A 22157-nucleotide genomic window follows, 5' to 3' on the forward strand; every position below is an offset into this window, starting at 1 on the left:
GGTGGACCAAAATACATTGTAAATTACAATGTAATGGGTGTGGCAAAAGCAGCACTTGAATCAACTGTACGCTATATGGCAGTAGACTTAGGCAAAAAAGGACAGCGTGTAAATGCGATCTCTGCAGGACCTATTAGAACATTAGCAGCAGCAGGAATAGGTGACTTCAAACAGATACTCAACTGGAATGAAGTAAATGCACCACTAAAGAAAAATGTAACGACTGATGAAGTTGGAAACTCTGCTATGTATCTTTTAAGTGATTTGAGCTCTGGTGTGACTGGTGAGATTCACTATGTAGACGCAGGGTATAACATTATGGGAATGGCAGCGGCCGAGACAAATGAAGAGGGTAAAACAGTTCTTGCTTGGGATTTAGTAGATTAGTAAGTGCTTTGCACTTATCTACTTTCCTATACCTATAACAGGAAGCGCTTCTAACTTTTTTACATTTGAGTTATTGTAATCACTTGGATGTGCTTTCATATACAAAGAGGCTTTATCTACATAATCTTGTAGTTTAAATCGCTCAGAAGTCTCTTTATCTTTCTCTTTCACGGCAGGATTCCAATCCTTTTGCAGCCAGTTGTCTAAATGTTCTTGTAAAAAACCACTCTTTTTATCACTTTTGTGTGACGAATCTGTTACCTTAGGTGCACTGCATGCTGTCATAAATAGCATAACTATTGTTAAAATTAGTTTTATAAGTTGTTTCATAATAAGAATTATAGCTGAAAACTATACAAAAAGAGTGAATTTAAGCAAATTTCAAGAGTATGATGTGCTATACTGATGCTGAAATTTGTAAAACGATAAGGAGAATATATGAAATTTACAAAAATGAGTTTAGTTGCAGCACTATTAATAGGCTCAAGTGCATTTGCTCTTGAAAATGTAAAAGTAAGTGGTGACGCTAATCTTTACTATAATACTACTGATGGTGCATCAGGGTATGATGCAGTAAAAGGTCGTACAAGTGGTACACTTTTTTCAAAAGATTCAAGTGCAGCTGATGTTGCAGTAAACTTAAATGTAAGTGCTGATTTGGTAAAAAATGATTTAGTATCAATTAGCGCAGGTGCTGGTTACACTGTACTTACAACTTTAGGTTTAGAAAACAACTTGGTATCTAATGTATGGGGTGGTTCACATACTGCAACTGCTCCAACTGGAGCTAACTATGGTAAAGCACTAGGTGGTGCAAAAGTTGAAAATGCTAGTTGGATGAAAGAAGCATGGGTAGCTACAACAGCAGGTAAAACTACTGCTAAACTTGGTCGTATGGCTTTAGATACTCCACTTGCGTTTACTGAGACTTGGACTGCTGAAGAAAATACTTTTGAGGGTGCAGTATTAATCAACCAAGATATTCCTGATACTACTTTAGTTGGTGCATATATTGGTAATGGTAATGGTACTGAGACTTTTGGACAAAATGCACAGAGCGCAGTACAAAAAACTTATAATTTAGCAGTTGCTCCTGTTGTAAATGCAAATGGTAAATTCACTACTTATGGTGCAAACGGTGCATATGCAGCGGGTGTTATCAATAACTCTTGGAAACCTCTTACTGCACAAGCATGGTACTACGATGTTACTCAAGTTGCAACTGCATACTGGTTACAAGCTGACTTAGATGCATCTTCTTTAGGTGTTGATGGTCTTACTTTTGGTGCACAGTATTCTGGTGTAACTGCAGCTGCTAGTGGAAGTAAAGAAGATAATGTTTATGCTGTAAAACTTGGTTATGGTATGAAAGATTTGTTCGCTGCAAGCGTTGCATATTCTCAAACTAATGACAATGGTTCAATTGGATACGCTGGTTTCAATACAGCAACTTCTACTGGGACTGCACAGTCTAAACTTTATACTGAAGCATGGTGGAACTATGGTTATGTAACAAGAACTGATACTCAAGCTTACAATGTAACTGTAACTTCACCTGTAAATGGTCTTGTTGACTTAGGTGCATATTATACTAATGCTGATCATAACGCGGCAAATGATGCTGGTGATCTTCAAGAAATTACTTTAACAGCTTCTAAATCATTTGGTCCACTTGATACTACTTTAGCGTATATTAACTCTACAGTTGGTAATGGTGATAACACAAACAGTGTTCAAGTATATGCAAAATTAAACTTCTAGTCACTGATTAAATTTAAACTAGACTCTTATCTCCCTTTATGGGAGATAAACTTTCTCATCTCTTCTTTTATGCTATAATTTTTTTATGATAACATTTTTGAAAAAACTCTCTTACATATTTTTTATGCTTTTACTCATTTCTATTGTCTCATTTTTAGCAATCCATGCAGCACCCAATAGCTTTTTTGGCGCAGGACAACTTAATCCAAATATGACACCAAAAGCAATAGAAAAACTAAAAGCCGTCTATGGTTTAGATAAACCTCTTTTGGTGCAGTATATTGAGTGGGTAAAAAATATTGTAACACTTAATTTTGGTATCTCCTTTGTATCTGGGCAGGATGTTAGTGCTGAAATACTGAAACGGCTACCTATTACACTCGCTATGAATTTTATTGCTTTGATTGTGGTATTTGTTCTCTCTTTATATTTAGGTATTAAAGCAGCAGTGAATTATGAAAAAAAGAGTGATTATATTATTCGTCAAATCTCATTGGTCTCTTTTTCTATGCCCTCTTTTTATCTGGCACTTCTTTTTATCATTTTATTTGCTATTAAATTAGACTGGTTTCCTATTGCAGGATTGCATTCTGTAATGCCTAAAGAGGGATTTGCCAATCTTTTAGATATGGGATGGCATTTAGTTCTTCCAATAGCTGTGATGATATTTGTAGGGCTTGGAAGTATGATAATCTATGTCCGTTCCCTTACTTTAGAGATACTCAAGAGTGATTACTGTTTCTTTGCACGCTCTCGCGGAGTGACGCAAACGCAGCTATTGCGTTTTTACATCTTACCAAATCTAATGCCACCAATTATTACGCTACTGGGACTCTCTTTGCCAGGTCTCATAGGTGGGAGTGTTATTTTAGAGTCTATTTTTAGTATTGAGGGGATGGGACAACTTTTTTTTATGAGTGCCCTAAGTAGAGATTACCCCATAATTATGGGGATTTTAATGATTACTGCATTATTAACACTACTTGGAAATATTGTAGCAGATTTGATACTACTAAAATTAAATCCTTATGCTAATCGTGCATAAGGATTTGTTTTAATAAATGAATTAGTTAAAGAGTGCCTCTAGTGCATCAACACCATCTTTTTTCTCTTCTATTTCGCCCTCTTCATTTGTTACAGAGTCGTTTTCTACAAGCTCTATTTGCATTCCTGTTAGCATAGATGCAAGACGAATATTTATACCGCTTTTTCCAATTGCTTTTGATTTTTGGTCTGCTGGAAGGGTAATGATGGCTTTTTCATTTTCACCCTCTTCATTTTTTACAATCTCTACATGAGAGATAATGGCAGGACTCATTGTACGAGAAACAAAAAGTTCAGGAATATTTGTGTACTCAATACAGTCAATGTTTTCGCCTATAAGCTCGTCACTTACTGCGTTTATACGAACACCTTTTACACCAACAGTTGCACCAACTGCATCAACTTGAGGATGTGTGCTCAGAAGGGCAATTTTTGCACGCTCACCTGGAATACGCGCTGATTTTTCGATGATGACAGAACCCTCTGCTATTTCAGGTACTTCAAGTGCTAAAAGTGCTTCTAAAAATTTAGGAGAAGTACGGGAAAGTTCTATTTGCATACCATTTTCTTTGTCCATATTTACACGGCGAACTACTGCTTTTATGTGGTCACCAACCTCAAAAATCTCACCTTTTATACGGCTTTTCATTGGTAGTACAGCACGAATTTCATCAACTTCTATATAAGTATTGTTTTTAGAATCCACGCGTGTTACTCGTCCGCTTACAAGTGTGCCTATTTTCGATTTGTATTTGTTGAAAATCTCATCTTCAACAAGGCGTTGAATGTGGTACTCTATTTCGCGGTGCAAACCAGAAGCTGCCGTACGCCCATACTCTTCTAAATCATGATCAATTTGGAGCTGATCTCCAAGCTCCACTTGGTCATCATACTCTCTAGCTTCTGTAATAGAGATGTATGCAGGAGCTATCTCTTCATCTTCAAGTTTTTCATCATCATCTGCTACGACAGTAATTGTTTGAACGATTTTAAGATTTTTCGTATCTTCATCAACATAAGCTTCAAAAGCAAGATTGTGTCCAATAACCCTTTTTGCAGTCTGTACAAACGCAACTTTAAGCGCTTCCATTACCTTTTCTGGTTGTAGACCTTTTTCATGTCCAATTGCTTCAGCAATATCTAAAATTTTTTCCATAATGTATAGTTTCCTTATTTTTGAAGAAATCTGACAATGATAATAATGTTGTGGGGATTTCTTACGAAGTGTGTAATTATACCCAAAAAAGTGATAAAAAAAACTTTAACCCTATTTTTATTAGTTTTTTACTATAATGCAAGACTTTTAATATATTAAATGAGGAAATGAAATGGATTTAAAATTTGCCAGAACTGATTTAGATGCAAAACCTAAAAAGGTTGACTTGAGCAAGCTAGATGCAGAAGTAGAAAAAAACGATAGTATAATATTTTATTTTGATAAAGATAATTCACATAAAGATCTACTTGCCTTGCAAGATCATTATGAGGCTATGGGAAAAAGTTTTTATATGAGTGAAGTGAAGTACGGACTAGCCGATAATGACTATATGTACCAAGTTCACATAATGAGCTAAAGAGAAGTTATGAGTAAAAAGTTATTTATTGAAACTTTAGGTTGTGCTATGAATTCTCGTGACTCTGAACATATGATAGCCCAGCTAAGTGAAAAAGAGGGTTATGAAACAACTCAGACGCTAGAAGAAGCCGATCTTATTTTGATAAATACCTGCTCAGTAAGAGAACGCCCTGTACATAAGCTCTTTTCAGAGCTTGGCGGCTTCAACAAAAGGAAAAAAGCATCGGCTAAAATCGGTGTATGTGGTTGTACCGCTTCACATCTCGGTGAAGAGATTATTAAACGAGCTCCTTATGTAAACTTTGTGTTAGGTGCAAGAAATGTCTCTAAAATTAGTGAAGTTTTACATAAAGACAGAGCAGTGGAGATAGATATAAACTACGATGAGAGTGAATTTGCTTTTGATGATTTTCGCTCATCTCATTATAAAGCTTTTATAAATATCTCTATTGGATGTGATAAAAAGTGTACTTTTTGTATTGTTCCAAAGACACGAGGGGATGAGATTTCCATTCCTGATGCTTTGATTATTAATGAGGCAAAAAAGGCTGTACACAATGGAGCAAAAGAGATTTTTCTTCTTGGGCAAAATGTAAACAATTATGGCCGTCGTTTCTCTTCAAAAGAGCATGAAAAGGTAAACTTTACAGAGCTTTTGCGTCGTCTTTCTAAAATTGATGGCTTGGAACGAATTCGTTTTACCTCTCCACACCCTTTTCATATGGATGATGAATTTATTGAAGAGTTCGCACACAATCCAAAAATTTGTAAGTCTATGCATATGCCGCTACAAAGTGGCTCTACAAAAGTGCTTAAAGAGATGAAACGCGGTTATACAAAAGAGTGGTTTTTAAATCGTGTCGCAAAACTGCGGTCAGTTTGTCCCGAGGTAAGTATTTCAACAGACATCATCGTTGCATTTCCAGGGGAAAGCGATGCAGATTTTGCTGAGACGATTGATGTTATGAAACAGGTAAAGTTTGATCAAATTTTCTCTTTTAAATACTCTCCTCGTCCTGAGACAGAAGCACAACACTTTACAAATGTTGTAGATGAAGAAGTTGCATCTGATAGACTAAGCTATCTGCAGTCTCTCCATAATGAGATCATGGATGAGAAAAACGCAACACTTATGGGAAATGTTTACAAAGTCTATTTTGAAGATTTGCATCGTGATGGCTATGTCGCTGGTCGAAGTGATAATAATCTTGTCTTAAAAGTAAAAGGTTCAGAAGAACTTTTAGGAGAATTTAGAGATGTTAAAGTCACTGCTATTGGCAGAACAATTTTAACAGGCGAAGTAGTTGCTTAAAAAAGTCAGCCGCACGCTTGCTCTTATATTTCTCCCTTTTATTGGCTCTTTGCTGATCCGCTTTCTTTATTACACAAACAAAAAAGTTTTTCATGCACCGAAAAAAATAACCGATGAGAGCATTATTTTTGCCTGTTGGCATGGAGAGCTTTTAATGCTTCCTTACCTTTATAAACACTACAGAAAAACACCCCATGCGAAAGTGCTTATTTCAAGCCATTTTGATGGAGATCTTATTTCACGGACCATTAAGTATTTTGGACTTGGTACTTTGGCAGGTTCTACAAATAGAAACGCAGCGAGAGTTCTTATTCAAGCAATTAAGACCATAAAAGAGGGATATGACATTGGAATTACACCCGATGGACCAAAAGGACCTCGCCATGAAGTTGCAGATGGTATAATAGTAATGGCGCAAAAAGCAGGTGCTAAAATAGTCTTGGTTGAGATAAAACCAACAAAATTTTGGCAGTTAAACTCTTGGGATAAGTTTATAATTCCCAAACCATTTGGAGTTTTGCACTATTATGCTTCATCAGAACTTGATGTAAGTTCTATGGAACTCAATGTTGCGAGGGAAGTGATACAAAAAGGATTGTTAGCTCATGAATAGTAAATATTTTTTTCCAATCACTGCGTTTGTTCTTGTTCTTATAATGGTAATTTACTTTCTTTCCCATCCCTCTTATGAAAAATCTCTTGAATCAAAATACTACTATGAAATGGGAGATTACAATAAAGCCTATAAAAGTGCGAATGAAGCTTTTTCTATGGATTTGTACAACCGAATGGCAGCTACAATAATGGCGCAGTCAAAAACTGCTCTGAAATATGTGAAGTATATTGATGAGGCAAAAAAATATATGCTTGATATTAATGAAATAGCCAACAAAACAACTATTTCAGATGCTGATAGAGCAAAAATAAATATGATGAGTGAGATAGTGGTAGACTCTTACACGAAATTAGCTCCGAGTGTTATGACTAATAAATCTTTGGTTAATGAAGCAAAAAAATACCATGATAATTTTGAGAAATTACTTGAGAAAGTTAATAGATAATAAAAGAGTAGATTTTTTGGATTATCTCAAAGATGTGAGAGGCTATTCTGATTTGACACTCAAAAGTTATGATGAAGCACTCCGTGAAGCATTTAGCTTTATTGAAATAGTAGAAGAAGATGGACGCGAAATATTTAATCTTATGCCTTACAGACATCACATAGCAGCATTAAATGCTAAAACAATCAGTAAAAAATTGAGTGCAGTACGCAGTTTTACGACATATCTTAATGACAATGGCATGAAAATTTTACTCAAAGGGGATGCGAGTATAAAGGTGGCAAAAACATTGCCTAAGCCTATTTCACATGAACATATTTTAGAGGCACTAGATAAAGCCGATTTATTTGAACAAGTTGTTGTTTTGATGCTTTATACTTTTGGTCTGCGTATTTCTGAACTCTCTCATATTGCCTTGCAAGATATTTCTTTGGAGTGGCTAAGAGTGACAGGGAAAGGAAATAAGCAAAGAGATATTCCAATGTTACTCTCTACAAAAAAGATTCTTGATGCGTATTTAGAGGTTTATAGTCCAAAAAGATTTCTTTTTGAAAAAAAAGGCGAAAAATTAAGCGAAAATAGTTTAAGATATGTGATTACTAAAGTCTTTAGGCGTATTGGCTTGCAGGTAACACCTCACCAGTTGCGACACTCTTATGCAACTTCACTTCTAAATGGTGGAGCGCCCATAACAGATGTCAGTGAATTGTTGGGTCATTCATCGATGGCAACAACACAAATATATACAAAATTAGGTAGTGCATTGAAACAACAAAACTATAACAAAGCACATCCTCTTTGTGGCGGAGAGAAATAGTGCTTGGTAAATTATTTGAAGCTATGTATCTGAAGATATTTGTAAATATTGTTCCAAAGCGTTTTAGCACTGTTGTATATATTGAAAAACATTCAAGAAAAGGTCTTTTGAGTAGTGTTGAAAAAGAGTTTGAAACTTTAGAGTGTGATGAAAATATGTATGAATTTATAACTGCACATACTTCTGAATCTCCTTATTCTTATATTTCTGTTTTAGATATGTCTCACTTACAAGGTGCTCTGCCTACCTGCTCAAAAGAGAGAATGAAGTTTTACGCAAAGATTGATAACGCAGAGTATAAATGCACAAATAATTGGGCATACTATACCGAAAAAGAGAATATTTCAGTAATTAAAAAACGCTATGCTGCTGTAGGTGTTGATTATATTTTTTCACCTTTTACTCTTTTAGCTTATTTTTTTAAAGATAAAATAGATAGTAAATTAGCGATGTATATTCTTGTGCAAGAAAATTTTTTATCTTTAGCCATTTTTGAAAATTCTCAACTCCTTTACGCACATCATTTGGATATGATGACAAAAGATGATTTTGATGGAATTAGTTTGGAAGATCAAGAAGAGAATGCTGATCTACTTTTAGCCGATGATGGAGCTATAGATCTTGATGAAATATCTGCATTAGATGATGAAAATGCGGAGTTAGAAGATTTTGCAAATATTGAAGATTTGGACTCGTTAGAGGATATAGATGAATTTTCAGACTCAAAAGATATAGAAGAAGAGTTGTTAGAATCAGCTGATGCTCTTGAAGAGGCAGATGATAATAAGTTTAATGAAGATTATCAGCGTTTTACACTTATTCAAGGTTCTGTAGGACAATTTTATAAAGATACACGCTTTGAGAGCCGCTTTGTAGAAAATGTTTATGTAGCTGACTCTGTTGGGGTGAGTAATGATTTTAAAAAGTATCTCGAAGAGGAGATGTTTTTTAATGTCTATATTCGACGAACAGACTTGGCTCTTGAGCTGTGTGAGCTTGCAAAAAGAGAGTTGAAATTATGAAATACAGCTATATACAAGCACGCAAAAAAACGCCTTTTACAGAAGAAGTACAGCTTGTAATTGCATTTTTTTCTATCACAATTATTATGCTCTTTACAACATATATTTTTCTTCTTTATAAAGATTATAATTTTCAAAAAGATAAAAATCATATTTTATCAACACAGGTGGAGTTGAAAAAAAGTATTGTTGCTATGAAAAAGAAAATAGCATTTGTGCAAACGCAAGAGGCATTAGGAATGAAGATTTATACGCAAAATAGCGTTTTAAAAGATTCAATAGCAAACCTTTTTGACCTTGTACCGCAGCGAATTACGCTCTCTGAAGCAAAACTTCTAAAAAATGGACTTATTTTATATGGTATAACACCTAATAAAGATGTCTATAATTTTATGCTTCAAGCACCATTGCGTTCAATATTTCAAGAGACTTACAGTAGTTTTTATCCTGCTAAAAATGGTTGGTTGCGTTTTGTCTCTACAAACTATATGAAAGATGATTTTAGTAGTGAGGTGGGTTCTGATGAAAATTAATATTTCTCGACATTATCTCTATATTTTGCTCTCATCATTGTTTCTTTTTCTATTTGTATTACTTTTTTCTTTTCTTGTTCTTATTCCAAAAGGGAAAGAGTATAGAGAAAAACGCACAGAACTTCAAAAAATTAGTGCAAAGTTACAAAAATATCAGAATTATCATGATAAAGTCTATGATACTTTGAAAAATTTGCAGAGTAAAAATAGACATATTATTGCTGCGTTTGAGAATAAGTTTGATGCAAAAAGATTTCAAAAAGAGCATAAAAATTATTTCTCATCTCTGCATCTTGCAAAAATTTTAAAGGCAGGGCAAGAGGATGGGTTTGATGTTTATGAGGTTAATACAACTTCAAGTATAGCTTCTCCTAAAAATTTCTACAATTTTCTAGATGCTATCAATAAAAGTGACTGGATAATAGGCGTTAATTTTCCTATTACATTTAAACGCAAAGGGGACTCTATAGCCTCTTCCTTTACAATGAAAGTTTACTGCAATAAAGAAGATAGCAACACAACTGCCTCTGCATCCAAAGCTAAATAGCCTCTGAGTTTTGGATCTATTTTTAAAATACGCATCTGCTCTTTGAATTTTTTATCCATTTTTTCGCTTTTTACAAAGGGCGCAATAAATATAAACTCTTTATGAAATGCTATGATATATTTTCGACCAAGAACAACTGCCTCTTCTGTTTTAAGTAACGCTCTCTCTTTTGCACTCATAATATGCCCTTGCGATTTAAGGTATTTATCTATTGCATAAATATCGCTGCGTTTAGAGTGAGAAGTTTGAAAATAGGCAAGTTGATTGCAGGTGTGTATTTGCTGCGTTTGGATGAGTGTTGCAACATCTTCATCCATATAGGAAAAACTGCGTTTGATGCCCTCTTTATACTCTTGTAAAAGTGGTGTAGTATGGAGTTTACGGAAGCTATTGCGTTTATATTTTTCATCACTATTGCTTTCATCTTCAAAATATTGTATATTTTTTTTATGCAGATACTCTAAGAGGTCAGATTTATCAACTTGTAAGAGTGGACGATAGAGCGTATAGCCATTGCGTTTAGAGATACTTTGCATTCCTGTAAGCTCTGCACATCCAGCTCCTTTGCAAAATTGCATCAACATCCACTCAAATCTATCGCCTAAATGGTGTGCGGTGAGTAGGGCAGTGTAGTTGTGCTCTTGTATAAGTTTCTCAAAAAAATCATAACGAATTTTACGGGCATTTGCCTCAAAGTTTGACTCTATACTCTTGGCGTTATGCACAAAACATTGCAAATTATACTTTTTTGCAAGCTCTTGTGCATAAGCGACTTCCTCTTTACTCTGTAAACGCAGCCCATAGTCAACAATGACAATGTCAAAGGAGATGTTATTTTCAAGCAGAAGAAAGAAGAGGGCAGTAGAGTCTCCTCCGGCAGAAAAAGCCAGAAGATTTTTACTGCGTTTGAGTGCTTCTTTACTCTGCAACATTATCAACAGTCGCTGTAAGGATGTTGCCTACAAGCTCCGTGATTTTTGCATTATAAATTTTACCAAACTCTAAATCAGCATCTACAGCTCTGTCATTTACATAGATTTCACCATCTATTTCTGGTGCCCAAAGCAGTTCTCTTGCACTTAAAAGATACTCATGCTCATCACTTTCACCATCTATGACAATTTGGCGTGTTTGCCCTATCTCTTTTTGGAGTGATTTTTTTGTAGCTTTAGCAACTATGTCGCCTAAAATTTCTGCTCGTTCTACTTTTACTTCCTCAGAAATTTTATTTTCCATATCATGTGCAGAAGTGGTCTCTTCATCCGAGTATGCAAAAACATTTACTCTATCAAAGCCAAAACTTTCAGCAAATTCACACATCTCATCAAATATCTCCTGCGTTTCATGTGGATGTCCGACTATAAAACTTGTACGCACAAATGAGTTTGGAAGTGAACGCATAAAGTTGAGTAGCTCTAAAGTCTTCTCTTTTCCAAATCCTCGTTTCATAATTCGTAGCATATCATCGTTGATGTGCTGGATAGGCATATCGAAATAGTTATGAAAAATTTTACTTTTTGCTATGTTTTTAAGGAGTGTCATACTTGTGGTTGATGGGTAAAGATATAAAATTCGTGCTGATTTTACACCCTCTATGAGTTCTATTCTCTGCATCAACAGGCTCAGCCCATCTTTGACATTTTGGTCACGAAGAAATGAAGAGGAGTCTTGTGAGACAAAAGAGAAATCCCAGTATCCTTTTGCCACTAGTGATTCGACCTCTTTTGCAATGGAGTCTAAATTACGAGAGTGAAGTTTACCTTTAAACGATGGAATGGCACAAAAGCTACATGTTTGGTTACATCCCTCACTAAGTTTGATGTAAGCGTGGTAACTTGAACCAGTTACAACACGCTCTGCCCCATCTATAAGGTAGACTTCATCAGAAAAACGGCTCTTTTTCTCTTGTAAAAGTTCATCTATTCTCTCATAATCGCCCACGCCGGTAAAGATGTCCACTTCAGGAATTTGCTCCATAAGTTCCTCTTGATAGCGCTCACTTAGACATCCTGCCATCACAAGCAAAGAGTCCTCTTTTCGAGCTTCATGCAAAGAGAGAACAGTGTTAAGAGACTCCTCTTTTGCCGCATCGATAAATCCACAAGTATTGACGATGATAACATCCGCATCTTCGTTGTTGTCAGTGAGTTCAAAGTTTTTTAGTCTGCCCATCATCACTTCAGTATCTACTAGATTTTTTGTACAGCCGAGTGAGACTATGTGGAGTTTGTTGCTCATTATTTTTCTTCTTTAAATTTTTTTGTAATTATAGCGTATAATACTATTATGAAAATATATGACATAATTATTTTGGGAGCAGGGGCATCTGGTTTGATGTGTGCTGCAAATTTGAGTAAAAAAAAGAGTGTAGCCATTATTGATGTGAATGAAAAGCCTGCAAAAAAGCTTAAAATCTCTGGTGGTGGAAAATGCAACATCACAAATGCAAGTGTAAAGCTGGAGAATTTTGATGGTGAGTGTGAGCTTATAGCAAAGGTGTTTAAAAAGTTTTCACGAGATAAGCTGCTAGAATGGTTGGATAGAAATCGAGTAGAATTGGAACTTCGCAAGGGGCGATACTACTTCTGTAAACGCAGCTCTGATGACATTATAGAGCTACTTAAACGCAGCACGAAACACTCTGAACTTATTTTAAACCATAAAGTAATCTCTGTGAAAAAAGATAATGATGTTTTTACGGTTGCAACTGATAAAGGGTCTATGCAGGCAAAAAAAGTGGTTGTGGCAACAGGTGGAGAGAGTTTTAAGAGCATAGGTGCAAGTCCCATAGGTCTTGAAATAGCAAAAAGTTTTGCAATAGAAGTAAAGGATTTTGCTCCTGCACTTGTAGGACTGACGCTGCAAAAAGAGCAGTTTTGGATGAAAGAGTTGAGTGGTTTGAGCTGTTATGTGCAGATAAAAATAGAAGATAGAGTTATAGATGAGGAAATGCTCTTTGCTCATAAAGGTATTAGCGGTCCTGCTGTGCTTTCTACTTCTTTATATTGGAAAAAAGGAGAGATAAGTATAAACTTTTTACCAAACAAAAGTGTATTAGAACTTACAAAGGCAAGTAAAAAACTTGTAAGTTCTGTTTTACCCTTGCCCAAACGACTTGCAAAAGCACTTCTAAACGCAGTAGGATGCAAAGATAAAGAGTGCAGTAAGCTTACAAAAGAGGAGAAATCTTTACTGAATAACCTTCATCGCTACACTTTTGCTCCTGCTGGAAACTTTGGTTTTACAAAAGCAGAGGTAAGCCGTGGCGGTGTTTTAGCTGAGGAGTTAGATTTTGCAACACTTGAGGCAAAAAAAGTAAAAAATCTTTACTTTATAGGAGAAGTTGTAGATGTGACGGGTGAACTTGGAGGATATAATTTTCAATGGGCATTTTCGAGTGGATATTGTTGTTCCAAATATATAAATTAAATTAATAGTTTGATTGGTCGATTTAACTTCAATGGTTTTAATTTGTAATTTATAAATATTCAAGTACAATGGTAATATTTCTTACATATATTGTAAAAAAGGGGAAGGTATATGAATTTATTGAGGTTTTTTGGAGTAGGTCTAGTTGCTTTACTCTTCTTGAGTGGGTGTCAAGGAAATAATAGTGATACTCCAACGAATTCAAGCGATACAAACGGAAGTGTTGTTGTACCTCCAGAAGGAAATATTACAAATCCTGCTGTGACAGTTATTTTGCCTGTGTCAAGCACCGTACTAACTACAAATAGTCAGGTTGTTACCATTGATGTAAGGGTTTTTGATAGTGCAAATAATCCGTATTCTAAAGGAGAAGTGAAGCTTATAAATTCTCCGGATGTGCGAAATGGTAGAGATGTAGGTACTTTTAATCAATATGCATCAAAATTGATTAATGGTGTCGCAACTTTCACATATACCGCTCCAAAAGATTTGAGTGCTGATACCTCTAATATCTATTTTGGTTTTTATCATGATTCCGATCCAAGTAACATTAAACAATATACGATGTCAATTGTTCCTGAAACAAATCAAACAATAATATCAAGTTATAAGCTTGTTTCTAGTAATGGTGAAAATGTTAAGTTAGCTTTAAACTCAACAAAGGCTATATCTTATAATGTGCAAGATTCAAATAACAATAAAATTGCCGATAAGGATATAATCTCATTAACAGTTAGCTCTTTAAATCCTGGTCTAGCTACACTTTCAGATAGTTATGGAAATAAAAATTTAAGTACACTCACTGTAACAGAGAAAAATGCAATTACAGTTAATGTGAGCACTAATACAAAATCTGGTCTTATTCCACTAAAGGTAGAAGCACACTTTTTAGATGCTAACCAAGAGGAAAAAGATCTTACTAAAGTATATAGTGTAGTTGTGTTATCAGGTCCTCCAACTGCGTTTAGTCTCTCATTTGCAGGAACATCTCAAGATAAAGAACATGCTAAATTTATAGATCATTGGGTGCTTACAGCAACAGATAAATATAGTAACCTTATTAATACAAAACCTACTATTTCTACGGGTATGATTGCAGGTTATGCGCAAAGTAGTGCGTCTACAGCAACCAATAGTATGAACTATTTGTACTCTATCCCACCAAGAGGTGGAAGTATTGAAAATGCAACACCACATGATAAATTTAATACTTCTGAAGACTTTTTTTCAAATGTAGATTTTGAACATGACTATTTAGTAACATTTGGGAATGGATATACTTATGATGCTTCAGGAAAATGGGATATTAACAAAAGTAATAGTGACAATAACTTATTATTAGTTGAAAATTATTATGGAAATAATGTATCGGGATTGGGTTTTGCTGTAGGAAATAACTATAGACAAGATACTTGTGATTTTGGTGCAGAATGGGTAGGAAATGTTTATCCCAAAAATAATAATTATATTTTAGATGAAAATGCAAGTACAGTTTTAGATATGGAATATGATTATTATCTTACTGGCAAGTCAGTTGTATTTTGGATAAATCTAATAGGTTCTGCTAATGGAAAAGATACAAGAGTTGGAGAAGCGCGTAAAATCTTATTGCGTGGTGTGGGTTTTGATGATAACAGTGTAAGTGTACCTGCTGGAACTACTGGGAAAACATATGAAATTCCTATTTCATTGAAAAATACCTCTGAATGGTATAGAAATGGTAATTTTGGTGCTAAAATTGTAACAAGTGATAATATTACACATGGGAAAGTTATATATCATGGGCAAGTTGGAGGATGTTATAGTCCTCGTAATAGTGCACAAGGTACAGCATATGTTGAAGTAGAAGATGTTAATGAAACACAGAGCAAAACAGGAACTATCACAGTGACAGATATTGTTGTGGGAAGTGAATTTTAAAAGGTGAAGATAATGATAAAAAATAGATTAGGTAAGGCTTTTGTTGTAGCCGCGATTTGTAGTAGTGCTGTTATGGCAGATACGGTAATTTATCCAGATTATTCTCTTATTGGAATTGAGGGGGGAATGACAAGTGTTAACAGTGATGTTGATACTCCTACATCAAGTGATTCAGTAAATAAAACTGTGCAAAATATTGGTATAAAAATTGGTGCTGAATCATATAACTATAGAATATTCTTAACAGCGAACTATTATACTAATCCAGATAGTTCTTATGACTATATGGGAACATATGGCGGTGAATTGGATTATCTTTTAAATGTATCTAGCAAAGTGAATCTTTATCTTGGAGTAAATGCGGGTATTGCAAATATGAAATTTAAAGCACCAAATGAGACAACTAAGCGATTGATTTCAAATCCATATTATGGAGCTGATGCAGGACTTAATTTTCATGCCAGCAAACTTATAGATTTGGAATTTGGCGCAAGATTGATGATGCTTGATGCTACAAATAGAAAAAATGATGTGACTTATACATTTAATAATTTTATAACAGCTTATGCAAGTATTATTTTTAAATATGAAATGCACTAAACCTTTCGGTTTAGGCTTTCATTGTTATAAAAAGGTGTAAATAACCAAAGTAGTGTAGTAGTTTTGTGTTTTTTTGGACATCAATATCCCCTTTTAAATCTAAGAAAAATTTTTCTAATTCTGTATCACTCAAATCTCCTAAATATTCATAATTGCTGTGCTGTTCACAATGTAGTTTTATCAATTTATATGTGGGTGTAACTGTTTTTGATATCCATATTTTCATATTTAGATTATATCATATAGAGGTAGTATTTGAAAAATTCAACAGATAAAATTATTTTTTTACTTTTATTCTCTTGGCAACTTCTTTTTGCAGGTATGACTGCGTTTGAGATTAAACCTAGCTCAATGAAAGAGAGCAGTTATGAAAAAATTAAAATTCTTGATAGCAAGCGTTTGGAGTTTGATGATATTTCTGGTGTAAAAATCAGTGAACTCTCAGGACTTGCATATAAAAATGGTCTGCTTTATGCCGTAAGTGACAGGGGCTATCTTGTTGTTTTTCGTCTGCTTATAAAGCATGATAAAATTATAAAGTTAACATTTGTTCATAAATATAAATTGCGTAAAAAACACTCTAAAATTCATCATCATGACTCTGAAGGTTTGACTTTAAAAGAAGATGATTTACTTGTCTCATTTGAGGGTAAAGAACGGGTAAACCTTTTTACTACAAAAGGTGTCAAAGTAAAAAAGATGCAGATTAACAAAATATTGCAAAATACAAAACTATATGAGAGTAAAAATAAAGGACTTGAAGGTGTCGCTTACAATAAAAAATATGGCATTATTACTGCACCTGAAGAACCTTTGAAAAATGTTGATAAAAAATATCACAGACTCTATTCAAGTAGAACTATTTATAAGTTTCAAGCATATGGAAATATTACAGGTCTTGAGTTTATAGATGAAAATAATATACTTGTACTTCTTCGTAGTTATCATTACTTCTTGCCAAGACGATATACAGCACTTGTAAAAGTAAATCTATCCTCCTGTAATAAAAAGCATCTATGTAAGAGTGAATTACTCGCTGCGTTTGACTCAAATAAGGGTTGGAATATAGATAATTTTGAGGGAGTAACAAAAGTAGGAAAAAATAGATTTATAATGGTAAGTGATGATAATAACAATATGTTTCAAAAAACACTTTTAGTGCTTTTTGAAATTAGGAAAGATTAAGAGTTTATTTCACTTTTTATCACTCTGGCAAGCTCACTGCATTGTGCTATTTTTTGGCTTGGGGAGAGTTTTTCGTTTAAAAGGATGTTTATAAAAGCACTTCCAACGATGACTCCATCAGCCCCCTTTACTTTCTCCTTTGCCGTTTTTTCATTAACTCCAAAACCAACATACACGGGTGTTTGTGTATATTTTTTTATAGAAGCTAAAAATGGCTGTAAATTTTCTGCTACACCTGCTCCTGTAATGCCCGTGTAGGCTACCATATAGATGAATTTCTGAGCATCGCTTACAAGCTCTTCTATTCGTTTTTCAGAGTCAGTAGGTGCTACAAAAGAGATGTTTGCAATAGCGTTTGCAGCAAAAAGCTCTTTATAGAATTTTGCCTCTTCATGTGGGACATCAGGGATAATGAGTCCATTTACTCCAAGCTTTTTTGCAAGTGGCAGTAATTTATGCATATCTTGTTGATAAAAGCTGTTAAAGTAACCCATCCAGAGAGTATCCACTTTTGGTGCTACGACTTTTGAAATTTCTAAAAGATCTTTAAATTTAAAACCAAGTTCCAGTGCCTTATGGTTGGCATCTTCTATGGCAGGACCATCTGCTACTGGGTCAGAAAAGGGAACACCGAGTTCGAGGGTGTCAACACCATTTTCTCCAAGCGAGAGTGCCAAATCAACACTGAAAGATTTTTCTGGGTATCCAGAGGTTATATATGCTACGAGTTTTTTCATTATTTATCCAAATCGGGAGTTTTAAGTAGGGAGAATTTTATTTTACTAAGTTCGCTGTCTTGTTTTAGATCATCTTGCCAGATGGCAAACATATCACTTATTTGTAACAGCCAATCAACTGTCTCTTGATTAATTGAAGCGCTATTGCTTCGTAAATTTTCAAGCGCATCTTCTACAAATGATGCCAGTTTATTCATAGGTAGTATTTGTAAGTATCCAGAAGCTGATTTTATATTGTGAAATACACGAAAAAGCTCATTAATACTTCTCTTATACATATTGGGTTTTGTCAGGTCAATAATCATCACTTCCATGCTTTCAACCATCATAGAGTAGTGGTCTAAAAACTCATCAACGATTTCATAATCAAAGTTTGCTTCTAAATCACTGCGTACACCCATTAAATAATTTTCCTTATAATAGAAGTCTATTGCCAAATTATAGCAATTTTTAGTTAAAATACTTTCATTAAACTACAAAGAGTTTTCAAATGAGCAAAAAATTAACAATATCTTCCATAAAACAGGCTAAAGGTGTAAAATCATTAGTCATGATTACAGCTTATGACGCGCTGTTTTCTCAACTTGTCAGCGAAAGTGCAGATATGATTTTGGTAGGTGATAGCCTTAATATGAGCTTTGCAGGTAAGAGTGATACCATCTCTGCAACCTTAGATCAGATGATTTATCATACAAACGCAGTCTGTCTTGGTGCGCCAAATAATTTTGTTATATGCGATATGCCTTTTGGTACTTACATTAACAAAGACAGAGCACTAGACAATGCCATAAAAGTTTTTCAACAAACAAAGGCAGATTGTGTAAAAATTGAGGGTGGTCAAGATAAAGCTGATGTTATAGCACATTTAACTGCAAATGGCATCGCTGTATGTGGGCATATAGGGTTGCTTCCTCAATCTGTTCGTAGTGAGGGTGGCTATAAAGTTAAAGGAAAAACAGAGGAGCAAAGAGCATCTATAATTGCCGATGCAAAAGCAGTAGAGAAAGCAGGTGCGTTTTGTATGGTAATAGAAGGCACAAAAGCTGATGTTGCGAAAGAAGTGGCAGAGGCTGTGAGTATTCCTGTTATTGGCATCGGTGCGGGGGCTGATGTAGATGGACAGGTTCTTGTCTTTTCAGATATGCTAGGACTTTTTGAAGCGTTCACACCAAAGTTTGTAAAAAAATATTTGGATGGTGCAACTTTGGTGAAAAATGCAGTCAAAGAGTATGCTGATGAAGTTGCAACAAAAGCATTTCCAGCTGAGGAACATACATATTAATGAGTGAAAATTTAATGGAGCGCGTTGTCGATATTGAAACTTTTAGTATTGAAGATGAAAGCAGTGAAGTTACACTTCGCCCAGATGCATGGAGTGAATACATTGGGCAGGAGCAGATTAAAAAAAATCTTTCTGTATTTATTGAGGCTTCAAAAAAACGCCAAGAGGCACTTGACCATGTTCTTTTTTATGGACCTCCTGGACTTGGAAAGACAACTTTAGCACTCATCATTGCAAATGAGATGAATGCCAACATTAAAGTAACAGCAGCTCCTATGATAGAAAAGAGCGGCGATCTAGCAGCAATTTTAACAAACTTGGAAGAGGGTGATATTTTATTTATAGATGAAATTCATCGTCTCTCTCCTGCTGTTGAAGAGATACTCTACTCCTCTATGGAAGATTACCGCATCGATATTATTATAGGAAGTGGACCTGCTGCACAGACAGTGAAAATTGACCTGCCTCGTTTTACACTTATAGGCGCTACGACGCGTGCTGGAATGCTCTCAAATCCACTCCGTGATAGATTTGGAATGAGTTTTCGTATGAATTTTTACTCCAATGATGAACTTGCCCGAATTATTGCGCAGGCTTCAGAGAAACTTGAAAAAGAGATTATTTATGAAGCTGCGTTTGAGATAGCTAAACGCAGCAGGGGTACACCGCGTATAGCGCTGCGTTTACTCCGTCGTGTAAGAGATTTTGCAGATGTAGCAGATGAAGCAGACATCAGCCATAACAGAACAAAATATGCGCTTGATGAGCTGGGTATAAACTCCCACGGCTTTGATGAGATGGATTTACGCCTTTTAAACCTTCTTGTAGCTGCAAATGGGCGGGCGATGGGGCTAAGTACCATCGCAGCAGCTTTGAGTGAAGATGAGGGGACTGTTGAAGATGTACTAGAGCCTTACTTAATAGCAAATGGATATTTGGAGCGAACAGCAAAGGGACGCAGGGCAACACCTGCTACCTATGATGTTTTAAATATGAGTTGTGTAAACGCAGATGGGACACTTTTTTAGATGAGAACACAATACTTTATTGCTATTTTATTTGGCGTTGCTCTTTACTGGATGTATCTGCTGTATGCACCTTTTTTAATGGTCATTACAATAGCCGCTCTTTTATCAATTTCAACATCAAATATACAAGATTATTTTGAGAAAAAATTCAATTCAAAAATGGCAGCAGCACTACTCTCCAGCCTTTTGCTTGCCATACTGTTTTTCGCACCATTGAGTTATTTTTTGACAAATTTAACTATAAAATTAAACCATCTAAACCCCGATACTCTTAAAAATGTCGAGATGTATGTAAAACATTTTATTGAAAATCCTCCTGAATATCTACGCTTTGTAAAACCCTATTTTGCAGATAGTTTAAAAGATATAAATATTAATGCTCTTACGGCTCATAGTTTAGATATTGCAGGTAAAATTGGTGCTTTTAGTGCAGGGTTTGTTAAAAATGCTGTTTTAGTAATTGTATTTTACTTTTTTGCTAATTATAATAGTGCAAGTATGGTTGATTTTTTAAAGCGTATTGTGCAGATGTCTGTAGAAGATGCACAGTTGCTTATACGCGAACTCTCTGTTGTTATGAGTGTGGTCTTTTACTCTATTATTGCGACTGCAATGTTTGAGGGTGCACTTTTTGGAATTGCAATCTCTTTTATGGGTTACAATGGCTTACTTTTTGGAATTATGTATGGTTTTGCTTCTTTAATTCCTGTTGTAGGCGGCGTGCTCATGTGGTTACCATTTATGATTTATGAGTTTTCTATTGGGCATAACAGTAATGCGATTTTTATTGCACTCTATTCAGTAGTTGTTATTTCCATTGTTGCAGATACCTTTGTTAAACCTCTTATTATTCGAGAAATTAATCAAAAAATACATAAAAATGGGGTTACAAAAATGAATGAGCTTGTGATCTTTTTTGCCATTATTGCGGGTCTTACAACTTTTGGATTTTGGGGAATGATTTTAGGTCCTGCAATTACTGCATTTTTCTTAACCATTTTAAAACTCTTTGAAGCACGCTCAAGAGAATATGAGTTAGAAAAAGAGTGTTAAAATCTACTTTTTGTAGATTTCGGGCTTATCACTCTTCCATCTTCTATGCAACCAAAACCAAAATTTTGGCTCTTTTGTAATGATAGAAGTGAGCCAGTCCGCTTGGAGTTGTGTTGCTTTTTGAATGTCATCTTCCTCATCCTCTGTTTTAGGAACTTTAATCTCGTCAAAAAGTGTAAGGGTATAATGCTCTTCATCATCAGTGCGAATAGTAACGGGAATGATTGCTGCATTAAATTTTCGCGCTAAGTATGCAGGTGTTGCTGTTTGTCGAATTGGTTTGCCCATAAAATTAACAAGAACCCCTTCTCTTTTATTAATATTTGTATCGATTAAAATACCACTTGCTTTGCCATTTTTTATAAGGCGAATAAGTGGTTTTAGTACATTTGTTTTTTCTAAATTACTATTTCCAAATTGAGAACGGGCATCTAATAGCCACTCTTCATAAACACTATTTTTCATCTTTTTATATACTGCTGCAGTAGGCTCACCAAAAGCACCTACAGCTGCCCCTCCAAGCTCCCAAGCACAGTAGTGAGATGTGACATAAATGACAGCACGCCCCTCTTTATGCACTCTATCAACTGCTTCTTTATTGAGAAGTGTCACTTTATCTGCAAGTTCCTTTTTTGTCATATGGCGTAGTTCCATTAGGTGCATAAAATTAAAAAGTAAGTTTTTAAAAGAGTATTTTGTTATTGCTTTTATTTCTGCTTCACTCATGCTGTTGTCAAAGGCATAGTTGAGGTTTTGTTTGACAATGTTGCGGTACTTTTTACTTGAAATATAGCCAATAAATGCTAAAAAAACAAAAAAGTTCTTACGAGCACTTTTTGGTAAAGCCATAAGAATTTTTTCTA

At 35.0% G+C, this 22157-nt stretch carries 26 protein-coding genes; 18 read left to right on the forward strand and 8 right to left on the reverse strand.

Annotated features, from left to right (window positions below; all coding sequences use genetic code 11):
• On the forward strand, positions 1-387 hold a 387-nt coding region (locus MVY38_RS08010; RefSeq protein WP_297485053.1), incomplete at its 5' end, for an SDR family oxidoreductase.
• Positions 388-405: 18 nt separating this feature from the next.
• Here the strand turns inward: MVY38_RS08010 and MVY38_RS08015 are convergent.
• Positions 406-717, reverse strand: coding sequence for a hypothetical protein (locus MVY38_RS08015; RefSeq protein ID WP_297485055.1), 312 nt, complete (start codon positions 715-717; stop codon positions 406-408).
• Between the two features lie 108 nt (positions 718-825).
• Here MVY38_RS08015 and MVY38_RS08020 point away from each other — a divergent pair, with 108 nt between their 5' ends.
• The gene (locus MVY38_RS08020) at positions 826-2148 is read left to right on the forward strand and encodes a hypothetical protein (RefSeq protein ID WP_297485057.1); all 1323 of its coding nucleotides are present in this window, start codon (positions 826-828) and stop codon (positions 2146-2148) included.
• 85 nt (positions 2149-2233) lie between these two features.
• Positions 2234-3193 carry an ABC transporter permease gene (locus MVY38_RS08025; RefSeq protein ID WP_297485059.1) on the forward strand — a complete coding sequence of 320 codons (960 nt, stop codon included), beginning with the start codon at positions 2234-2236 and terminating at the stop codon, positions 3191-3193.
• Positions 3194-3214: 21 nt separating this feature from the next.
• Here MVY38_RS08025 and nusA read toward each other — a convergent pair whose 3' ends face one another.
• Positions 3215-4348, reverse strand: coding sequence for a transcription termination factor NusA (gene nusA, locus MVY38_RS08030; protein ID WP_297485061.1), 1134 nt, complete (start codon positions 4346-4348; stop codon positions 3215-3217).
• Positions 4349-4520: 172 nt separating this feature from the next.
• On the opposite strand from nusA, the gene MVY38_RS08035 reads away from it, so the two are divergent.
• From MVY38_RS08035 to MVY38_RS08070, 8 genes are read left to right on the forward strand one after another with little or no spacing between them, the layout of a single operon-like run.
• Positions 4521-4766, forward strand: a complete 246-nt coding sequence (locus MVY38_RS08035; RefSeq protein ID WP_297433637.1) for an HP0268 family nuclease — start codon at positions 4521-4523, stop codon at positions 4764-4766.
• Positions 4767-4775: 9 nt separating this feature from the next.
• Positions 4776-6080: a tRNA (N6-isopentenyl adenosine(37)-C2)-methylthiotransferase MiaB gene (miaB, locus tag MVY38_RS08040; RefSeq protein WP_297485063.1), complete on the forward strand. Its 1305-nt coding sequence runs from the start codon at positions 4776-4778 to the stop codon at positions 6078-6080.
• The gene (locus MVY38_RS08045; protein ID WP_297485065.1) at positions 6073-6693 is read left to right on the forward strand and encodes a lysophospholipid acyltransferase family protein; all 621 of its coding nucleotides are present in this window, start codon (positions 6073-6075) and stop codon (positions 6691-6693) included. The genes miaB and MVY38_RS08045 overlap by 8 nt, the downstream gene beginning before the upstream one ends.
• Complete coding sequence (locus MVY38_RS08050; RefSeq protein ID WP_297485067.1) at positions 6686-7141, forward strand: hypothetical protein; 456 nt, start codon at positions 6686-6688, stop codon at positions 7139-7141. Before MVY38_RS08045 ends, MVY38_RS08050 begins: the two co-directional genes overlap by 8 nt.
• A gap of 16 nt (positions 7142-7157) precedes the next feature.
• Positions 7158-7958, forward strand: coding sequence for a tyrosine-type recombinase/integrase (locus MVY38_RS08055; RefSeq protein ID WP_366939782.1), 801 nt, complete (start codon positions 7158-7160; stop codon positions 7956-7958).
• Positions 7958-8980: a hypothetical protein gene (locus tag MVY38_RS08060; RefSeq protein WP_297485072.1), complete on the forward strand. Its 1023-nt coding sequence runs from the start codon at positions 7958-7960 to the stop codon at positions 8978-8980. Before MVY38_RS08055 ends, MVY38_RS08060 begins: the two co-directional genes overlap by 1 nt.
• A complete protein-coding gene (locus tag MVY38_RS08065; protein WP_297485074.1) occupies positions 8977-9513 on the forward strand; it encodes a hypothetical protein in 537 nt (178 codons plus the stop codon). The genes MVY38_RS08060 and MVY38_RS08065 overlap by 4 nt, the downstream gene beginning before the upstream one ends.
• A complete protein-coding gene (locus MVY38_RS08070; protein WP_297485076.1) occupies positions 9503-10060 on the forward strand; it encodes a hypothetical protein in 558 nt (185 codons plus the stop codon). Before MVY38_RS08065 ends, MVY38_RS08070 begins: the two co-directional genes overlap by 11 nt.
• Here the strand turns inward: MVY38_RS08070 and tilS are convergent.
• The gene (gene tilS, locus MVY38_RS08075; protein ID WP_297485078.1) at positions 10006-10992 is read right to left on the reverse strand and encodes a tRNA lysidine(34) synthetase TilS; all 987 of its coding nucleotides are present in this window, start codon (positions 10990-10992) and stop codon (positions 10006-10008) included. The genes MVY38_RS08070 and tilS overlap by 55 nt on opposite strands.
• A complete protein-coding gene (gene rimO / locus MVY38_RS08080; protein WP_297485079.1) occupies positions 10979-12298 on the reverse strand; it encodes a 30S ribosomal protein S12 methylthiotransferase RimO in 1320 nt (439 codons plus the stop codon). Before rimO ends, tilS begins: the two co-directional genes overlap by 14 nt.
• 48 nt (positions 12299-12346) lie before the next feature.
• Between rimO and MVY38_RS08085 the strand changes: the two genes are divergently transcribed.
• The 3 genes from MVY38_RS08085 to MVY38_RS08095 all read left to right on the forward strand — a co-directional run bounded on the left by MVY38_RS08085 (position 12347) and on the right by MVY38_RS08095 (position 16009).
• Entirely contained in the window at positions 12347-13489 is a 1143-nt protein-coding gene (locus MVY38_RS08085) for an aminoacetone oxidase family FAD-binding enzyme (RefSeq protein ID WP_297485081.1), read from the forward strand.
• A gap of 111 nt (positions 13490-13600) precedes the next feature.
• A complete protein-coding gene (locus MVY38_RS08090; RefSeq protein WP_297485083.1) occupies positions 13601-15409 on the forward strand; it encodes a hypothetical protein in 1809 nt (602 codons plus the stop codon).
• Positions 15410-15421: 12 nt separating this feature from the next.
• The gene (locus MVY38_RS08095; RefSeq protein WP_297485085.1) at positions 15422-16009 is read left to right on the forward strand and encodes a hypothetical protein; all 588 of its coding nucleotides are present in this window, start codon (positions 15422-15424) and stop codon (positions 16007-16009) included.
• Positions 16010-16019: 10 nt separating this feature from the next.
• Here MVY38_RS08095 and MVY38_RS08100 read toward each other — a convergent pair whose 3' ends face one another.
• Positions 16020-16235 carry a hypothetical protein gene (locus MVY38_RS08100; RefSeq protein WP_297485087.1) on the reverse strand — a complete coding sequence of 72 codons (216 nt, stop codon included), beginning with the start codon at positions 16233-16235 and terminating at the stop codon, positions 16020-16022.
• 29 nt (positions 16236-16264) lie between these two features.
• Between MVY38_RS08100 and MVY38_RS08105 the strand changes: the two genes are divergently transcribed.
• Positions 16265-17194, forward strand: a complete 930-nt coding sequence (locus MVY38_RS08105; RefSeq protein ID WP_297485089.1) for an esterase-like activity of phytase family protein — start codon at positions 16265-16267, stop codon at positions 17192-17194.
• Here MVY38_RS08105 and trpA read toward each other — a convergent pair.
• Positions 17191-17931 carry a tryptophan synthase subunit alpha gene (gene trpA, locus MVY38_RS08110; protein ID WP_297485091.1) on the reverse strand — a complete coding sequence of 247 codons (741 nt, stop codon included), beginning with the start codon at positions 17929-17931 and terminating at the stop codon, positions 17191-17193. The genes MVY38_RS08105 and trpA overlap by 4 nt on opposite strands.
• Positions 17931-18332 (reverse strand): Hpt domain-containing protein, encoded by a 402-nt coding sequence (locus tag MVY38_RS08115; RefSeq protein WP_297485093.1) that lies wholly within the window; start codon positions 18330-18332, stop codon positions 17931-17933. The genes trpA and MVY38_RS08115 overlap by 1 nt, the downstream gene beginning before the upstream one ends.
• An 89-nt stretch (positions 18333-18421) precedes the next feature.
• On the opposite strand from MVY38_RS08115, the gene panB reads away from it, so the two are divergent.
• From panB to MVY38_RS08130, 3 genes are read left to right on the forward strand one after another with little or no spacing between them, the layout of a single operon-like run.
• Positions 18422-19213 carry a 3-methyl-2-oxobutanoate hydroxymethyltransferase gene (panB, locus tag MVY38_RS08120; protein WP_297485095.1) on the forward strand — a complete coding sequence of 264 codons (792 nt, stop codon included), beginning with the start codon at positions 18422-18424 and terminating at the stop codon, positions 19211-19213.
• Positions 19214-19227: 14 nt separating this feature from the next.
• Positions 19228-20241 (forward strand): Holliday junction branch migration DNA helicase RuvB, encoded by a 1014-nt coding sequence (gene ruvB, locus MVY38_RS08125; protein WP_297485101.1) that lies wholly within the window; start codon positions 19228-19230, stop codon positions 20239-20241.
• A complete protein-coding gene (locus tag MVY38_RS08130) occupies positions 20242-21294 on the forward strand; it encodes an AI-2E family transporter (RefSeq protein WP_297485097.1) in 1053 nt (350 codons plus the stop codon). It abuts the gene before it with no gap.
• 3 nt (positions 21295-21297) lie between these two features.
• On the opposite strand, the gene MVY38_RS08135 is transcribed toward MVY38_RS08130, so the two are convergent.
• The coding region (locus MVY38_RS08135; protein ID WP_297485099.1) for a lipid A biosynthesis lauroyl acyltransferase at positions 21298-22157 on the reverse strand (860 nt) is incomplete at its 5' end.

Origin of the sequence: Sulfurimonas sp., from assembly GCF_027056685.1 — a bacterium.
Lineage (GTDB): Bacteria > Campylobacterota > Campylobacteria > Campylobacterales > Sulfurimonadaceae > Sulfurimonas.

What these genes read in the sequence shown, in the direction of transcription:
- MVY38_RS08015 (WP_297485055.1), bottom strand. Translation starts at nt 717, where the DNA reads ATGAAACAACTTATAAAACTAATTTTAACAATAGTTATGCTATTTATG.
- trpA (WP_297485091.1), bottom strand. Translation starts at nt 17,931, where the DNA reads ATGAAAAAACTCGTAGCATATATAACCTCTGGATACCCAGAAAAATCT.
- MVY38_RS08035 (WP_297433637.1), top strand. Translation starts at nt 4,521, where the DNA reads ATGGATTTAAAATTTGCCAGAACTGATTTAGATGCAAAACCTAAAAAG.
- MVY38_RS08050 (WP_297485067.1), top strand. Translation starts at nt 6,686, where the DNA reads ATGAATAGTAAATATTTTTTTCCAATCACTGCGTTTGTTCTTGTTCTT.
- MVY38_RS08020 (WP_297485057.1), top strand. Translation starts at nt 826, where the DNA reads ATGAAATTTACAAAAATGAGTTTAGTTGCAGCACTATTAATAGGCTCA.
- MVY38_RS08025 (WP_297485059.1), top strand. Translation starts at nt 2,234, where the DNA reads ATGATAACATTTTTGAAAAAACTCTCTTACATATTTTTTATGCTTTTA.
- tilS (WP_297485078.1), bottom strand. Translation starts at nt 10,992, where the DNA reads ATGTTGCAGAGTAAAGAAGCACTCAAACGCAGTAAAAATCTTCTGGCT.
- rimO (WP_297485079.1), bottom strand. Translation starts at nt 12,298, where the DNA reads ATGAGCAACAAACTCCACATAGTCTCACTCGGCTGTACAAAAAATCTA.
- MVY38_RS08090 (WP_297485083.1), top strand. Translation starts at nt 13,601, where the DNA reads ATGAATTTATTGAGGTTTTTTGGAGTAGGTCTAGTTGCTTTACTCTTC.
- MVY38_RS08070 (WP_297485076.1), top strand. Translation starts at nt 9,503, where the DNA reads ATGAAAATTAATATTTCTCGACATTATCTCTATATTTTGCTCTCATCA.
- MVY38_RS08130 (WP_297485097.1), top strand. Translation starts at nt 20,242, where the DNA reads ATGAGAACACAATACTTTATTGCTATTTTATTTGGCGTTGCTCTTTAC.
- MVY38_RS08115 (WP_297485093.1), bottom strand. Translation starts at nt 18,332, where the DNA reads ATGGGTGTACGCAGTGATTTAGAAGCAAACTTTGATTATGAAATCGTT.
- nusA (WP_297485061.1), bottom strand. Translation starts at nt 4,348, where the DNA reads ATGGAAAAAATTTTAGATATTGCTGAAGCAATTGGACATGAAAAAGGT.
- panB (WP_297485095.1), top strand. Translation starts at nt 18,422, where the DNA reads ATGAGCAAAAAATTAACAATATCTTCCATAAAACAGGCTAAAGGTGTA.
- miaB (WP_297485063.1), top strand. Translation starts at nt 4,776, where the DNA reads ATGAGTAAAAAGTTATTTATTGAAACTTTAGGTTGTGCTATGAATTCT.
- MVY38_RS08100 (WP_297485087.1), bottom strand. Translation starts at nt 16,235, where the DNA reads ATGAAAATATGGATATCAAAAACAGTTACACCCACATATAAATTGATA.
- MVY38_RS08095 (WP_297485085.1), top strand. Translation starts at nt 15,422, where the DNA reads ATGATAAAAAATAGATTAGGTAAGGCTTTTGTTGTAGCCGCGATTTGT.
- MVY38_RS08065 (WP_297485074.1), top strand. Translation starts at nt 8,977, where the DNA reads ATGAAATACAGCTATATACAAGCACGCAAAAAAACGCCTTTTACAGAA.
- MVY38_RS08085 (WP_297485081.1), top strand. Translation starts at nt 12,347, where the DNA reads ATGAAAATATATGACATAATTATTTTGGGAGCAGGGGCATCTGGTTTG.
- ruvB (WP_297485101.1), top strand. Translation starts at nt 19,228, where the DNA reads ATGGAGCGCGTTGTCGATATTGAAACTTTTAGTATTGAAGATGAAAGC.